The sequence below is a fragment of the Flavobacterium panacagri genome, from assembly GCF_030378165.1.
Classification (GTDB): Bacteria; Bacteroidota; Bacteroidia; order Flavobacteriales; family Flavobacteriaceae; genus Flavobacterium; species Flavobacterium panacagri.
The window spans coordinates 3,050,845-3,064,684 of the sequence record NZ_CP119766.1 but is presented as its reverse complement, the minus strand read 5'-3'; the positions used below and the strand labels follow the sequence as shown (position 1 = coordinate 3,064,684).

The following is a 13,840-nucleotide window of genomic DNA, read 5'->3' as shown; positions in this document are numbered from 1 at the left end:
TTTACGATGAAAAAATACGCTTCCCTTATATTATTTGCTTTTTTACTGAATGGATGTGATGACGGAGATTTAACTGTTCAAGAAATAAACTTCGAAAGTGTTGATCCTACTAGCTGTACTCAAAATAATGATGTCACTTTATTGTATAAATTAAAATCTCAGGAGGCTTTTTTACTTCAAATGCCTGCAAATGCTGGCTTAAAAGAAGATACAGGTGAGTACGAATATGACATTCCTACTGGAGGAAAGGGAACCTATCGTGCTATTTACAGAGCATACGATGGTGCATTAGTATCCGATAATATTTGCGGAATTATTCCACCTAGTACACCTAAAGTAACGGATGAATGGATTGCTACTTCTGGAAAAATTGTTATCAATACAACACAAAAAGATCCAGTTCTTGCTGCTGATGGAAGCACAAAGCTTACTGGTTACAACCACGATATTAGCTTTAAAAATATCACTTTCGATATTTCTGGCTCAAAACCTCAAACGTATCCAACATACCCATTTGGTACATTCAGCACTACTACGAATGTTCCTGCAAGTTTAGTATTTGACAGCGAAACTGCTGGGCGTTGTACAAACAACGGTCTAAATCGAGTATATAATTTTAGTGCTGCATTTTTTATTATGCTTGATAATCTTGATCCTGAATTAATAAAAAACGAAGTTACTGCTACTGGAAAACCTAGAACTGGTCTAATAAATCAGACCACAACTACAAACAAATTATATTACAAAGCTGTAGCAAAAGACAGTGGTTCTTTTTCTTCAAGTTATTTTTGCAACACTACCTTTCCAGCGAGTCCAGCAATTGGAGAAGATTGGACAGGACAAACTGGCGAAGCTGAAAAAAGCGGTATAATAGAAGTAACCACAACATTGGTAGGAAACACTTACTACCATACGGTTACTTTAAGAAATGTGACGATGTTAAAAGGTAAAAGCAACTTTAAACTTCCAACTGAGTTCTTCCTTGGAAGGTTTGAAACTAACCTGTAAAAAAGAGTTTTTCATTCTATAAACAACTCTTAGATTCCTACAAAAAAACGTCTGTTTTTCTATCTGATTAAATACTAAAATCAGTTTCGAAAAACAGACGTTTTTATTTTCAAAAACAACCGATTTAAAAAGGTTAAATTTTATTTTATTTATTGTTTTGCCTAAAATAAACTTCAGTTGCTCCAAGTCCATATTTTTGATAATTGGCATCCTGAAAATCTATTCCGTCGTATCTTCCTAATAGAAAATCCAATTCCGCTTTCAAAATTCCTTCACCTACACCATGGATAAAAACAATTTTAGGAATGCGGTTTCGAATCGCAAATTCGATATGTCTTTTTGCCGTTTCTGTCTGCAGTGTCAAAATATCATAATTGGACATCCCACGTTTATTTGGTACTAATTTTTCAATATGCAAATCAAATTCTGGAACTCCTACATCTCGTTTTTCCTTCTTTTCTTTAACAAAACTTCTTGGTTTGGGTTCTGTTTTCTCTTTTGACACTTCATCTAAATTAATTCTTTTAATAGAATTCATTAAATTACTGGAATCTTGAATCTTAAGTAATTCATTGACTAAAAATGTCATCAAAAATCCATCTTCAGTTTCAATCAAAATCTCATTATTTTTCACAGAAACTACTGTTCCATTAATAGCTTCATCCAATACAGAAACCTTATCTCCTTTTACCAGCATCCTACTCTTCTTTATCGTTATTTTTACTTGGGGTTTTAGCGCTCAGCTGCATCATTCCAAACATAAAAACCACAATTGCAACAATCATGATGTAAATATTTTTTTCTTCTGAAACCTGCTCATATAGCGCTACCGAAATTGCAAGAATCATTATTATTATTTTAAAAGCTTTCATTAATTCAAAGTTTAAGATTTCAAAAGTATAAAACTTTCAAATAGTACTTCTATTCTATTTCAAAGGTTTGTCGTATTTTTTTAGTAAAATTGCAAAAAGATCTACCATGACTTTAGAGAAATATATGATCCCTTGCCTTTTCAAAACCATCTTCGGTTTTGATTGTCTGGGCTGTGGTTTTCAGCGGTCATTATTCTTACTTTTTCAAGGGCAGTTTTTAGCAGCTTTTAAAATGTATCCAGCGCTATATTCCTGTCTTTTACTCTTTGCTTTTGCAGCTCTTCATTTTTTTGATAAGTCAAGAAATTATAAAAAAATCATTTGGAGAATAGCAGTTCTAAACTTCATTTTTATGCTTGGAGGATATTACTTCAAACACTTTTGATTTTAGATTTTCTAAAGGTCGCTTCGCTCCTTTTTTTTAAATTTGCTTCTTTTTACATATTTGTTTGACTTCTTTTAGAATATTTTAAATTGATATTCATTTTTGAGATTGATATTGGGATTTGGAATTTAAAAAGATTGAAATTTTCATTAACATTTATCTCTTAATCTGATCCAGAATATCATTCATCATTTCGATTTGTACTTTCTGAATTTCGATTAATTCTTGCTGCTGATGCATAATTAAATGATCTATTTTATCATGAATCATTCTAATCTCTAATTCCGATTTTAGATTAATCATATAATCTTTTTTAGCTCGATTTCTGTCTTTTTCTTCCTGACGATTTTGGCTCATCATAATTACCGGAGCCTGCAAAGCGGCAACGCAGGAAAGAATTAAATTTAAAAGAATAAACGGGTATGGATCAAAACCTTTATTTAAAAAAATATAAACATTCGAACCAATCCAAATGGTAATAAAAACAACAAAAGAAATAATAAAAGTCCAGCTGCCGCCAAAATCGGCTACTTTATCTGCCACCCTTTGTCCTAAATTACGGGTTTCTTCTTCATCTTCAACGATGCTGACAATCGACTTATCTTCTTTTAATGAAGAAATAACATTTTTCTCCATTGCCGAAAGTGCCCCGATTTCTGTTGAAAGATAATTTGAAATATATTTTTGACGATAGACATTTAATTCATTAACGGCGATACAATCATCATCATTAAAACTTGGAAATTCTTTTTTAATTAACCCCAAAATAGGGTCATGAATCGATTTACCATAAACTTTCTCGCTATCAGCAAAAGAAAGTCCCGAAATGGCGCTTTTAAATGTCTGGCTGTTTTTCATTTTAATTTGTTTTGAAAGCTAATTTACGCAATTAACTTCTTAAGAATTGCATAAAAAAGAACAGTTTCTAATTCGTTTTTTATCACAAATGAGCCTTTCTGAAGAAAATTTCTTTAGTTAAATCGTGACTTTATTTCCAAAAAACGCCTTACTTTTAACGTTCCAAAATTATTCATTCATTTTTACCATTGTGACAAAAGACACTATCATACAAAATATAAGGGCTTTAAAAAGTCATTCGCATATCAATTATGGCATTAAAACCAAAACCGAAGACTTTACAGAAAAACTTTTTTATACTCTTTTTGATTCTAATGCAGCCTTAGATGACAGCATTGATGAACTCGAATTTCGTTTTAAGGAAATTGCTGTTTTGGCTTGCAAGAAACCTGAAAATCTATGCGAATCGATTTGGGATCGATTTCTTGAAAAACTTCCAGGAGTTTTAGAAAAATTGAATCAAGATGCTGCATATATTTTAGAAAACGATCCTGCATCAAACAGTATCGATGAAGTTTATTTAGGATACCCTGGCTTCTACGCCATTGCGATTTATAGATTAAGCCACGAATTATATCATCTGGATTTACTTCTTTTTTCCCGTTTAATGAGCGAATACGCACATAGGATTACAGGAACTGATATTCATGCTGGTGCTAATATTGCATCGCCTTTCTTTATTGATCATGCTACAGGAATTGTTATTGGTGAAACAACTGTGATTAAAAAACATGTAAAAATCTATCAAGGGGTTACGCTGGGTGCGTTAAGCGTAAGCAAAGAAATGAAAAATGCAAAAAGACATCCAACAGTCGAGGCTAATGTCTGCATTTATGCTAATGCTACAATTTTAGGAGGCGAAACTGTAATTGGAAAAAATAGTATTGTAGGCGGAAATGCATGGGTGACTAAATCTATTCCTGAAGATTCTATTGTATTAAATACCACTACTACTGAAGTTAAAATAAAAGAAAAAAAATAAAATGAGTCCACAGAAATTATTAAACCTAATTGGGAATACTCCTTTGATGGAAACTGTCAATTTGGTTCAAAATAAAAATGTAAAACTTTTACTTAAACTAGAAGGAAACAATCCTGGAGGAAGCGTAAAAGACAGAGCTGCATACAATATGATTGCCGCCGCCTTAGAAAGAGGCGAAATCAAAAAAGGAGATAAATTAATTGAAGCAACCAGCGGTAATACTGGAATTGCACTTGCCATGATTGCGCAATTATTTGGTATAGAAATCGAATTGGTTTTACCTGAAGATTCAACAAAAGAACGTACACAAACTATGCGTGCTTACGGCGCTACCGTAATTCTAACACCTGCAAGCGAAGGAATTATCGGTTCACGTGATTATGCAGATAAAAAAGTCGAACAAGGTGGTTATTTAATGCTAAATCAGTTTGCTAATGACGATAACTGGAAAGCACATTATAAAACAACTGGGCCAGAAATATGGAACGATACTGAAGGAACTGTAACTCACTTCGTATCTGCAATGGGAACAACAGGAACCATCATAGGAACTTCGACTTATTTAAAGGAAAAAAATCCAAATGTTCAAATCATTGGTGCGCAGCCAAGCGATGGCTCTCAAATTCCTGGAATCCGTAAATGGCCGCAAGAATATCTTCCGAAAATTTTTGATGCCTCTAAAGTAGATACGGTTGTTGATGTAAGCGAAGAAGAAGCCCGAGAAATGACCAAAAGATTAGCATTAGAAGAAGGCGTTTTTGCAGGAATGAGCAGCGGAGGTTCTGTTGCAGTAGCCTTAAAAATTGCCGAAAAATTAGAATCTGGAGTTGTCGTTGCCGTTATCTGTGATAGAGGTGATCGCTACTTGTCTTCGGATTTATTTGACTAAAAGGTTCAAAGTTGCAAAGAGACAAAGTGACAAAGGTTTTTAAACTGATTAAAAAACTTTGAATCTTTTCAACAAAAAATCTTTGTCACTTTGTCTCTTTGATTCTTTGTAACTAAAAAGAAAAAAAATGAACTACAGAAAACTAGGAAAAACAAACTTTAATATCTCTGAAATCTCACTTGGTACTTGGCAGGTTGGAGGAAAATGGGGATCGGGTTTTGATAATAAAACAGCTGACGAACTTTTGAATACTGCCATAGATAATGGTGTAAACTTTATCGATACTGCTGATGTTTATGAAAATGGATTGAGCGAAACTGCCGTTGGACGAGTAGTTCGATCCCGATCAGAACGCATTTTTGTGGCTACAAAATGCGGACGCCAAATCAATCCACATGTAAATGAAGGCTATACACCAAAAGTACTTCAAAAATTTGTGGAAGACAGTTTAAAACGAACTGGATTAGAAACATTAGATTTAATTCAGCTGCACTGTCCGCCAACAGAAGTATATTATCGCCCTGAAATATTTGAACTTTTTGACCGATTAAAAGAACAGGGAAAAATCCTTAATCTTGGTGTGAGCGTTGAAAAAGTAGAAGAAGCTTTAAAAGCAATCGAATATTCGAATGTAACAACGGTTCAGATTATTTTCAATCTTTTCCGTCAGCGTCCTTCTGAATTGTTTTTTTCAGAAGCAAAAAAGAAAGATATTGGAGTTATTGCCAGAGTTCCATTAGCCAGCGGACTTCTAACAGGAACATTCAGCGAGAAAACAACTTTTGAGCCTCAAGACCACCGTAATTTTAACCGTAACGGAGAAGCTTTTGATAAAGGCGAAACATTTTCAGGAATTGATTATGATTTAGGATTAAAAGCAGTTGAAGCTTTGAAAGCATTATTTCCAGAAGCTCAAAATCTTGCTCCAATAGCATTACAGTGGATTTTAAGTTTTAACGAAATCAGCTGTATCATTCCAGGTGCGTCAAAAGTAAATCATGTTTTATCTAATTTATCGGTTTATGATACTCCTAAATTAACTGTAGAACAGATTTCAGAAATGAATAAAATTTACAATAACCTTATAAAACCTGCTGTACATCAGCTTTGGTAAGTTTATTTAAGTTTTTTCTCTCATAAACACGCAACCTTTTATGGTTTATTGAATCTAGTTATAAAAATACTAACCAATAAACCATAAAAACATGAAGAAATTATCTTATTTGTTATTTGCAATTTTTCTGATTATAACTTCTTGCAGCAAAGATGAAAGCTCAAGAGAGGAAGAACAAGCAAGACTTGATAAAATGTATCAGGAAATTATAGATTATTCTCAAATTAACTCGAAATCCTGCACCAATCCAGAGGAATGGACGTTTGTGAAATTTGGCGCATCTCTTTGTTCAGGATACATTATCTATAATAAAACTGTAAACGTTTCTGTTTTGCAGCAAAAAATTGATAAGTACAAGGAAGCTCAGGGAAAGTTTGATGCAAAATGGGGAGTTTATTATGCTCTTGACTGCGTTATGATGCCTCCTCCAACAGGTATCGAATGCGTGAATGAAAAACCGACTTTAATTTACAACAATATTACACATTAATAAAAAAAACTTAGGTTACTAGGATTCTAAAATCTTAGTAACCTTTATTTATTAAATATCAAATTCAATTCTGAATTCAGCTCCCCTGTTTTTTCCGTCGCTGGATGCGCTCAATCGGCCTTTGTTACGTTCTATTATTTTTTTGCATAAATACAATCCAATTCCCGTAGAACTTTCATTTGCCGTTCCAAGTCGGCTCATTTTAGTGAATTTTTTAAATAATTCTTCTATTTGATGTTTATCAAAACCAATACCGCTATCTTTTACTGTCAAAATTAATTTAGAGTCTTCAGAATAAATTCGGACTTTAATTTCACTGTCAAAGTAAGAAAACTTAACCGCGTTACTAATTAGATTAACTAAAACCTGAATCAGGAGTCCTTCATCAATTTTAAGTTTAGCTTCAACACATTCCAAAACTAAATTCAGCTTTATATTTTTGTCAAATAAACGCTGTTCAACCTGTTCATTGATAAACGGAAGAATATTAGGAAATAGAACTGTTTTTATTTCAGGATTTACTTTAACGACTTCATCCTGTTCTTTTAGCAGTTTTATAAAATTTTCTATATATCGAAACTGAAGATCAGTTGATTCGCAGATTAATTCAGCAAGGTTTACAACAGATTCGGAAGGATTCTCACTGATTATTAATCTGGCTAATCCTTGCGGATTTCCTGCAAAGTTTTTTAAATCATGCGAAAGCATATAAACCAAATCTTGTTTTTCATTTATAAAACTCTCCGCTTCATAAATTGATTCCTGAATATTACACAAAAGTAATCCAGCCTCATCGGTATATTCTGTCGGAAGAACAGACATCTTTCTTGAACTTCTATAATCATCCAATGCTTTCGAAGCTTTTTTTATTGGCGTAATTAATTTATTTAAAACCAAAAGTGTAATTGCCGTAGCAAGTAATGTCATAATTAACGAAAAGATCAGAATTGAAGTAGGCGAAATACTATGCTTAAAATACAGTACAAAAAATAAAATTCCAATTAAAGGGATATGAATACCTATAAAAGCAACAAAAAGGAACTTAAAAGCATAACTTTTTTTAAGAAAGCTGATCTTCGAGAGTTTGTGGTACAACTTCATAAAAAGGAGGCAATAATAGTAGGTTAAACTTGTATTTTTAGTGGGGTTTCTTACAAAACAAAATTAGCTTTTATCCTCGATTAAACTAATTTTTTGATGAATTTCTAAAAAATTTGTAAAATTAAATTTGTAAAAGTTTTCAAAGGCTTATTTTTGCGCTATGGGAAGAAAAAATACAGACAAAGTTGTCTTTCATCAAATTCAAGTTCTTGATGCTGGTGCAAAAGGAGTTTCAGTAGCCAAAGCACCTGACGGTAAAGTAATATTTATTCCGAATGTAGTGCCTGGAGATGTGGTTGACGTACAAACATTCAAAAAAAGAAAGGCGTATTACGAAGGTAAAGCCGTAAAATTTCACGAATTATCAGATTACAGAGTAGATCCAATCTGTGAGCATTTTGGAGTATGCGGCGGATGCAAATGGCAGAATATGAAATACAGCCAGCAGCTTGCATTTAAGCAAAATGAAGTTAAAAATCACTTACAAAGAATAGGAAAAATTGAACTTCCAGAATTCGAAGATATTTTGGGTTCTGATAAACAGTTTTTCTATAGAAATAAAATGGAATTTTCTTTTTCTAACAGCCGATGGTTAACTGAAAAAGAAATAGGAAGCACAGAAGATTTAGGTAACAGAAATGCTTTAGGATTTCATATTCCAAAAATGTGGGACAAAATTCTTGACATTAACAAATGTCATTTACAGGAAGATCCTTCAAATGCCATTCGTAATGAAATACGCACTTTTGCAAACGAGCATAATTTAGCATTTTTCAATCCTAGAGAGCATTCTGGATTGTTGAGAACCGTAATGATTCGAACCGTTTCTACAGGAGAAATCATGGTTTTAATTCAATTTTTTGAAGAAGACAAAGAAAATAGAGAATTAATCTTGGATCATTTATACGAGAAATTTCCACAGATCACTTCATTACAATATGTCGTAAACGGAAAACCAAATGATACCATTTACGATCAGGATGTTATTCTGTACAAAGGAAGAAATTACATTCTAGAAGAAATGGAAGGGCTAAAATTCAGCATTAATGCTAAATCTTTCTACCAAACCAATTCAGATCAGGCATACGAGTTATACAAAATCACAAGAGATTTTGCTGACCTTACAGGAAACGAAACCGTTTATGATTTATATACTGGAACGGGTACAATTGCACAATTCGTTTCTAAAAAGGCAAAAAAAGTAATTGGTGTAGAAAGTGTTCCTGAGGCAATCCTTGATGCAAAAGCCAACGCAGAACGCAATAATATCACCAATTGTGAGTTTTTTGTTGGAGACATGAAAGTCGTTTTCAACGAAGCCTTTATTGCACAGCACGGCAAACCTGATGTTATCATTACAGATCCTCCACGTGACGGAATGCATAAAGATGTAGTAGAACAAATCTTAAAAATTGCTCCAAAAAGAGTCGTTTATGTAAGCTGCAATTCTGCGACCCAGGCTCGTGATTTGGCTTTAATGGATGAAAAATACAAAGTTACGCGCGTACGACCTGTAGATATGTTTCCGCAGACACATCACGTTGAAAATGTTGTACTTTTAGAACTTCGATAAAAATATACATGAAAAAACTCGTTTCAATTTTACTAATTTTTACTTTCGGCTTATCCAGCTGTGAGAAAGATGATATATGCGATGCTAATACACCAACAACTCCAAGATTGGTTATTACATTCTACAAAGATATTGACCCTACAACTCCTGCTCCCGTTGTTAATATGACAGTAAAAGGAAAAGATGAGACAAATCCAATCATTTTTAATGAAAGTGCAACGGATAGTACTCAGTATTATGTAAATACAAGTAAAATTTCAATTCCGTTAAGAACAGATGCTAATACTACTACCTATGAGTTTACCTATAACGCCGGGGCGACAAGTAGAAATACGGATATTCTAACTTTTACATATACTCGTGAAAACATTTATGTTTCACGAGCATGTGGTTTTAAAATGAACTTTACTTTGGATCAGGCGATTCCAGTAGTTCGTACTGATCCTGATGGCATTAACTGGATGCTAAGTATTAATGTATTAAATAGAAACATTGTATCAGAAGATGAAACACACATTAACATCGTTTTTTAGTTTTTGCTTTTTGCTATCAATGTTTCTAGGGCAAGCTCAGGAAACAAATGCTCCTAAACCGAAAACTGAAACTGCAAAACCTAAGATTCAAGAAATTAAAAAAGACAGCGTTATCAAAACTGATCGCTATGGGCTTCGTGTTGGGGTCGACTTGTATAAACTTACTCGTGGTTTTTATGATAAAGATTATAAAGGGGTGGAATTTGTTGGAGACTGGAGACTAACTAAAAAGTATTATCTGGCAGCAGAATTAGGTTATGAAAATAAAACTACAGATGATGATCGATTAAATTCTTCTGCATCAGGAAGTTACCTAAAAGCTGGATTTGATTATAATTTTTATGAAAACTGGCTTGACATGGAAAACCAAATCACAATTGGTTTACGTGGAGGTTTTAGTGCTTTCAGCCAAGATTTGAACAGTTATAAAATATACAATCCCAATCCATATTGGGGCGAACAGCCTTCATTAGAAGTAAACCAAAAATACAGTGGGCTTTCTGCTAGTTGGCTGGAAGTAGTTATGGGATTAAAAGCTGAGGTTTTCGATAATGTATTTGTTGGTTTTGGCGTACAGTTAAAACTTTTGGCTACAAACAAAAAACCAAGCGGATTTGACAATCTTTATATCCCTGGATTCAACAGAACTTATGATGGAAGTTTTGGAGTAGGATTCAATTACACCGTTTCTTATTTCATTCCGATTTACAAGAAAAAAATAATGGCTCCTGAAAAGAAAGCTGCTCCTAAAAAGAAATAGTTTTTTTAAGATGCTGAGATTCTAAGACACTAAGATTAAAAAAAGCTCAAATTCAAACAAGTTCGAATTTGAGCTTTTTTTTATGATAATTGAAAATTAATTGCTGCTTGTGTATGAATCAAAGTAGTATCAAAAATAGGAACCTTAAGATCTCCTTCTTTAATTATTAAAGGAATCTCTGTACAGCCCAAAATTATTCCTTCAGCACCATTCTGAATTAATTTATTGGCAATTTCCAAATAACGATTCTTTGTTTCCTCGGTTACAATTCCTCTGCCTAATTCTTCAAAAATAGTCCAGTGAATAAAATCCTTATCTTCTTCAGAAACTGGAATTATGGTTTCAATTCCTTTTTGAAAAAGCTTATCTTTAAAGAAATCCAGTTCCATGGTAAACTTTGTTCCCAACAATCCAACTTTTCTAATTTCTTTTTTCTGAATCGCTTTGGCTGTTTCTTCAGCAATATGAATAACCGGAAGATCAATCGCTTCTTGCAGTTTATCGGCTATTAAATGCATCGTATTTGCACATAAAACAATCGCTTCTGCCCCACCCGATTTTAGAAATTCACAGCCTTTGAAAAGCATATTAAAAGTCGAATCCCAATCGTTGGCGTCGTTATTCTTTTTGATATCGGCATAATTAAACGAGTAAATCAGACATTCGGAGAAATTCAATCCGCCGAGTTTTTCATTTATTCCTTTATTAATTAAAGTGTAATAATCTGATGTCGAAACCCAACTGATGCCGCCGATAAGTCCAATTTTCCTCATAAATTATATTAGATTTTAATTAGCCTATTTCTTTAATTCCTTTTATAAAAAGCCATTTCATAAAAAGCTTCTCTCCGTCTTTAGTTCTTGCTGCTTGAAATTTCGGCCCAATAATAGTTCCAATTACAAAAGCAGTCAACGGAATCCAGATTCCAGTTAGCCCAGTATAAGCGGCGATTAAAAATCGGAACGCTAAAAATAGGACTGCAAAACATCCTAATTGATATAAAAAAGCTCTTACTTGTAGTTTTGACATTTTTTTTTAGAGTTGCTAAGATTCTGAGATACTAAGATGCTAAGTTTTTTCTTTAGAACCTAAACAGCAGAAACTTAAATTATTTAAATTGTACTTTATACTTTTTCAGTCGACTAAAATTCTTAGAATCTCAGAAACTTAGAAACTTAGACCTGAAATTTCGTTCTCTTGCTTCCTTCGTACATTTCATATTTAACCAAACGTGCTTCTAAACTTGCGTTAAAAAGTTTGATTTTTCTGGAAGGCTTTAATCCTACAAATTTCAACGCTTCCAAGTTTGCCGTAATAAACCAGGCATTTGTACCAGGATAATTTTTCTTTAATGTATCGCCGATACTTGCGTAAAAACGTTCCATATGAATATCTAAACGCTCATCATACGGCGGATTGAAAACAATGTGAAGTTTTCCTTCCGTTTCTTTTTCGCTATCAAAAAAGTTATCTTCACGAATAGTCACATAATCTTCCAAATTGGCATTTCTAATATTATCTTTTGCTTTGCTTACTGCACTTGGTGCTTTATCAAAACCTTTTATAGTATAATGAAACTCTCTTGTTTTTTTCATTAAACTGTCAATGATTTTATCAAACAAATCATTGTCCCAGTCTTTCCATTTTTCAAAAGCAAATTCTTTTCTGTTGATGTTTGCCGGAATATTACACGCAATCATCGCTGCTTCTGCCAAGAAAGTTCCGGAACCACACATTGGATCTAGAAAATGGCTTTGTCCATCCCATCCTGATAATAATAGAATTCCTGCTGCTAAAACCTCGTTAATTGGAGCAATATTTGTAGCCGTTCTGTAACCACGCTGATGAAGTGAAGCTCCAGAAGTATCCAAGGCTACAGAAACCTGATCTTTGTCAATATGAATATTAATTCGTAAATCTGGATATTGTTTATCAATACTTGGGCGCTGTCCTGTTCTTTCTCTAAACTGATCTACGATAGCATCTTTACATTTTTGAGAAACAAATTCTGAATGATTGAAATAAGTAGAATGAACTGTCGTATCAATTACAAAAGTCTGATTCGCATTTAGGTATTTAGACCAATTTAAACCCGAAATCCCTTTGTATAAGGCCTGTTCATTATTTGCTCTAAAAGAATAAATGGGTTTTAAGATTTTAAGAGCCGTACGCAAAGATAAATTAGCTTTGTACATAAAACCTTTATCTCCTTTAAAACTCACCATTCTCACACCTTTTTCAACATCCTGAGCTCCAAGTGTACGTAGTTCTTTTTCTAATATTTCTTCAAAGCCAAAAAAACATTTGGCAATCATTTTAAAATTTTCTTCCATCTTTTCTTTTAAATTAAAAAAAACTAAAATTTAAAAGATGCAAAAAATAATGCATCTCACATAATGCAACAATGTATCGTTGCTAAATAGTTATTTTTCGGCAAAAATACACTAAATTTGCCGGACTTTAAATTAATTGAAATAGAATAAATGTCTGTAACGCATAACGAATCAATTCCGAATCAGGAAGGTGACAATCAAAACTGGTATTCTTCATGGTTTGATACGCCTTATTACCATATTCTTTACAAGGATCGTAATTATCGTGAAGCTCAGGTTTTCATGGACAATTTAACGCACTATCTGAATTTGCCCGAAAAAGCAAAAGTATTGGATTTAGCCTGCGGAAAAGGTCGTCATTCTATCTATTTAAATCAGTTGGGTTTTGATGTTCTGGGCGCCGATTTGTCTGAAAACAGTATTACCGAAGCCAGCAAAAACAGCAACGAAACCCTGCATTTTAAAGTGCACGACATGCGCGAACCTTTTGAAGAAAAGTTCGATGCCATTTTCAATTTGTTTACCAGCTTTGGTTATTTTGAAAACTACGATGACAACCTGACCACTTTAAAAGCAATTAAAGAAAGCCTTTCAGAATATGGTTTTGCCGTTATCGATTTTATGAACGTAGCCAACGTAATCGAAAATCTGGTTCCCGAAGAAACCAAAACCGTTGACGAAATTGATTTCCACATCAAAAGATATGTCGAAGACGGTCATATTTTCAAACAAATTGATTTTGAAGACAAAGGCAGAAAATATCATTTTACAGAAAAAGTAAAAGCCTTAACTTTAAAAGATTTTCAGGAATTAATGGAGGAAGCGGGAATTTATCTTCTCGACATTTTTGGAGATTACAAACTCAAAAAATTCCATAAAACCGAAAGCGAAAGATTAATCATGATTTTTAAGTAAATTAGTATCGCTTTTATATCATTAAAA

17 protein-coding genes are annotated in these 13,840 nt (G+C 33.2%); 10 read left to right on the top strand and 7 right to left on the bottom strand.

Annotation, left to right across the window (positions count from 1 at the left end; all coding sequences use genetic code 11):
• The first annotated feature begins 6 nt into the window (after positions 1-6).
• Positions 7-1,008, top strand: a complete 1,002-nt coding sequence (locus P2W65_RS13605) for a hypothetical protein (protein WP_289658031.1) — start codon at positions 7-9, stop codon at positions 1,006-1,008.
• 145 nt (positions 1,009-1,153) lie between these two features.
• On the opposite strand, the gene P2W65_RS13600 is transcribed toward P2W65_RS13605, so the two are convergent.
• Both P2W65_RS13600 and P2W65_RS13595 read right to left on the bottom strand, forming a co-directional pair.
• Positions 1,154-1,705, bottom strand: coding sequence for a DUF8465 domain-containing protein (locus P2W65_RS13600; RefSeq protein ID WP_289658029.1), 552 nt, complete (start codon positions 1,703-1,705; stop codon positions 1,154-1,156).
• A 1-nt stretch (position 1,706) separates the two neighbouring features.
• Positions 1,707-1,880, bottom strand: a complete 174-nt coding sequence (locus tag P2W65_RS13595) for a hypothetical protein (RefSeq protein ID WP_184164488.1) — start codon at positions 1,878-1,880, stop codon at positions 1,707-1,709.
• A gap of 106 nt (positions 1,881-1,986) precedes the next feature.
• On the opposite strand from P2W65_RS13595, the gene P2W65_RS13590 reads away from it, so the two are divergent.
• Positions 1,987-2,265 (top strand): DUF2752 domain-containing protein, encoded by a 279-nt coding sequence (locus P2W65_RS13590; protein WP_289658025.1) that lies wholly within the window; start codon positions 1,987-1,989, stop codon positions 2,263-2,265.
• 156 nt (positions 2,266-2,421) lie between these two features.
• Here P2W65_RS13590 and P2W65_RS13585 read toward each other — a convergent pair whose 3' ends face one another.
• Complete coding sequence (locus P2W65_RS13585; RefSeq protein ID WP_289658023.1) at positions 2,422-3,123, bottom strand: DUF1003 domain-containing protein; 702 nt, start codon at positions 3,121-3,123, stop codon at positions 2,422-2,424.
• Positions 3,124-3,313: 190 nt separating this feature from the next.
• On the opposite strand from P2W65_RS13585, the gene epsC reads away from it, so the two are divergent.
• From epsC to P2W65_RS13565, 4 genes are all read left to right on the top strand, one after another.
• Positions 3,314-4,105, top strand: a complete 792-nt coding sequence (epsC, locus tag P2W65_RS13580; protein ID WP_289666195.1) for a serine O-acetyltransferase EpsC — start codon at positions 3,314-3,316, stop codon at positions 4,103-4,105.
• Between the two features lies 1 nt (position 4,106).
• On the top strand, positions 4,107-4,994 hold the full coding sequence (cysM, locus tag P2W65_RS13575) for a cysteine synthase CysM (RefSeq protein WP_289658021.1): 888 nt from the start codon (positions 4,107-4,109) through the stop codon (positions 4,992-4,994).
• Positions 4,995-5,121: 127 nt separating this feature from the next.
• Positions 5,122-6,108 carry an aldo/keto reductase gene (locus P2W65_RS13570; protein WP_289658019.1) on the top strand — a complete coding sequence of 329 codons (987 nt, stop codon included), beginning with the start codon at positions 5,122-5,124 and terminating at the stop codon, positions 6,106-6,108.
• A gap of 91 nt (positions 6,109-6,199) precedes the next feature.
• On the top strand, positions 6,200-6,598 hold the full coding sequence (locus P2W65_RS13565) for a hypothetical protein (protein ID WP_289658017.1): 399 nt from the start codon (positions 6,200-6,202) through the stop codon (positions 6,596-6,598).
• 51 nt (positions 6,599-6,649) lie between these two features.
• Here P2W65_RS13565 and P2W65_RS13560 read toward each other — a convergent pair whose 3' ends face one another.
• Positions 6,650-7,525, bottom strand: coding sequence for a sensor histidine kinase (locus P2W65_RS13560; RefSeq protein ID WP_289658015.1), 876 nt, complete (start codon positions 7,523-7,525; stop codon positions 6,650-6,652).
• Between the two features lie 334 nt (positions 7,526-7,859).
• On the opposite strand from P2W65_RS13560, the gene rlmD reads away from it, so the two are divergent.
• Genes rlmD through P2W65_RS13545 form a run of 3 tightly spaced genes read left to right on the top strand, consistent with a single transcriptional unit; the run spans position 7,860 to position 10,565 of the window.
• The gene (rlmD, locus tag P2W65_RS13555; RefSeq protein WP_289658012.1) at positions 7,860-9,272 is read left to right on the top strand and encodes a 23S rRNA (uracil(1939)-C(5))-methyltransferase RlmD; all 1,413 of its coding nucleotides are present in this window, start codon (positions 7,860-7,862) and stop codon (positions 9,270-9,272) included.
• An 8-nt stretch (positions 9,273-9,280) separates the two neighbouring features.
• A complete protein-coding gene (locus P2W65_RS13550) occupies positions 9,281-9,805 on the top strand; it encodes a DUF6452 family protein (protein ID WP_289658010.1) in 525 nt (174 codons plus the stop codon).
• The gene (locus tag P2W65_RS13545) at positions 9,777-10,565 is read left to right on the top strand and encodes a DUF6048 family protein (RefSeq protein WP_289658009.1); all 789 of its coding nucleotides are present in this window, start codon (positions 9,777-9,779) and stop codon (positions 10,563-10,565) included. Before P2W65_RS13550 ends, P2W65_RS13545 begins: the two co-directional genes overlap by 29 nt.
• 80 nt (positions 10,566-10,645) lie before the next feature.
• Here P2W65_RS13545 and P2W65_RS13540 read toward each other — a convergent pair whose 3' ends face one another.
• The 3 genes from P2W65_RS13540 to P2W65_RS13530 form a co-directional block, all read right to left on the bottom strand.
• The gene (locus P2W65_RS13540; protein ID WP_289658006.1) at positions 10,646-11,338 is read right to left on the bottom strand and encodes an aspartate/glutamate racemase family protein; all 693 of its coding nucleotides are present in this window, start codon (positions 11,336-11,338) and stop codon (positions 10,646-10,648) included.
• Positions 11,339-11,357: 19 nt separating this feature from the next.
• Positions 11,358-11,594: a hypothetical protein gene (locus P2W65_RS13535; RefSeq protein WP_289658005.1), complete on the bottom strand. Its 237-nt coding sequence runs from the start codon at positions 11,592-11,594 to the stop codon at positions 11,358-11,360.
• Between the two features lie 146 nt (positions 11,595-11,740).
• On the bottom strand, positions 11,741-12,898 hold the full coding sequence (locus tag P2W65_RS13530) for a THUMP domain-containing class I SAM-dependent RNA methyltransferase (protein ID WP_289658003.1): 1,158 nt from the start codon (positions 12,896-12,898) through the stop codon (positions 11,741-11,743).
• Positions 12,899-13,048: 150 nt separating this feature from the next.
• On the opposite strand from P2W65_RS13530, the gene P2W65_RS13525 reads away from it, so the two are divergent.
• Complete coding sequence (locus P2W65_RS13525) at positions 13,049-13,813, top strand: class I SAM-dependent methyltransferase (protein ID WP_289658001.1); 765 nt, start codon at positions 13,049-13,051, stop codon at positions 13,811-13,813.
• The last annotated feature ends 27 nt before the right edge of the window (positions 13,814-13,840 follow it).

Bases quoted from the DNA above. Each gene is read 5' to 3' on its own strand.
- P2W65_RS13540 (WP_289658006.1), bottom strand. From the start codon at position 11,338: ATGAGGAAAATTGGACTTATCGGCGGCATCAGTTGGGTTTCGACATCA.
- P2W65_RS13605 (WP_289658031.1), top strand. From the start codon at position 7: ATGAAAAAATACGCTTCCCTTATATTATTTGCTTTTTTACTGAATGGA.
- P2W65_RS13530 (WP_289658003.1), bottom strand. From the start codon at position 12,898: ATGGAAGAAAATTTTAAAATGATTGCCAAATGTTTTTTTGGCTTTGAA.
- P2W65_RS13545 (WP_289658009.1), top strand. From the start codon at position 9,777: ATGAAACACACATTAACATCGTTTTTTAGTTTTTGCTTTTTGCTATCA.
- P2W65_RS13550 (WP_289658010.1), top strand. From the start codon at position 9,281: ATGAAAAAACTCGTTTCAATTTTACTAATTTTTACTTTCGGCTTATCC.
- P2W65_RS13565 (WP_289658017.1), top strand. From the start codon at position 6,200: ATGAAGAAATTATCTTATTTGTTATTTGCAATTTTTCTGATTATAACT.
- P2W65_RS13595 (WP_184164488.1), bottom strand. From the start codon at position 1,880: ATGAAAGCTTTTAAAATAATAATAATGATTCTTGCAATTTCGGTAGCG.
- P2W65_RS13570 (WP_289658019.1), top strand. From the start codon at position 5,122: ATGAACTACAGAAAACTAGGAAAAACAAACTTTAATATCTCTGAAATC.
- P2W65_RS13525 (WP_289658001.1), top strand. From the start codon at position 13,049: ATGTCTGTAACGCATAACGAATCAATTCCGAATCAGGAAGGTGACAAT.
- P2W65_RS13600 (WP_289658029.1), bottom strand. From the start codon at position 1,705: ATGCTGGTAAAAGGAGATAAGGTTTCTGTATTGGATGAAGCTATTAAT.
- rlmD (WP_289658012.1), top strand. From the start codon at position 7,860: ATGGGAAGAAAAAATACAGACAAAGTTGTCTTTCATCAAATTCAAGTT.
- P2W65_RS13585 (WP_289658023.1), bottom strand. From the start codon at position 3,123: ATGAAAAACAGCCAGACATTTAAAAGCGCCATTTCGGGACTTTCTTTT.
- P2W65_RS13590 (WP_289658025.1), top strand. From the start codon at position 1,987: ATGACTTTAGAGAAATATATGATCCCTTGCCTTTTCAAAACCATCTTC.
- P2W65_RS13560 (WP_289658015.1), bottom strand. From the start codon at position 7,525: ATGACATTACTTGCTACGGCAATTACACTTTTGGTTTTAAATAAATTA.
- cysM (WP_289658021.1), top strand. From the start codon at position 4,107: ATGAGTCCACAGAAATTATTAAACCTAATTGGGAATACTCCTTTGATG.
- P2W65_RS13535 (WP_289658005.1), bottom strand. From the start codon at position 11,594: ATGTCAAAACTACAAGTAAGAGCTTTTTTATATCAATTAGGATGTTTT.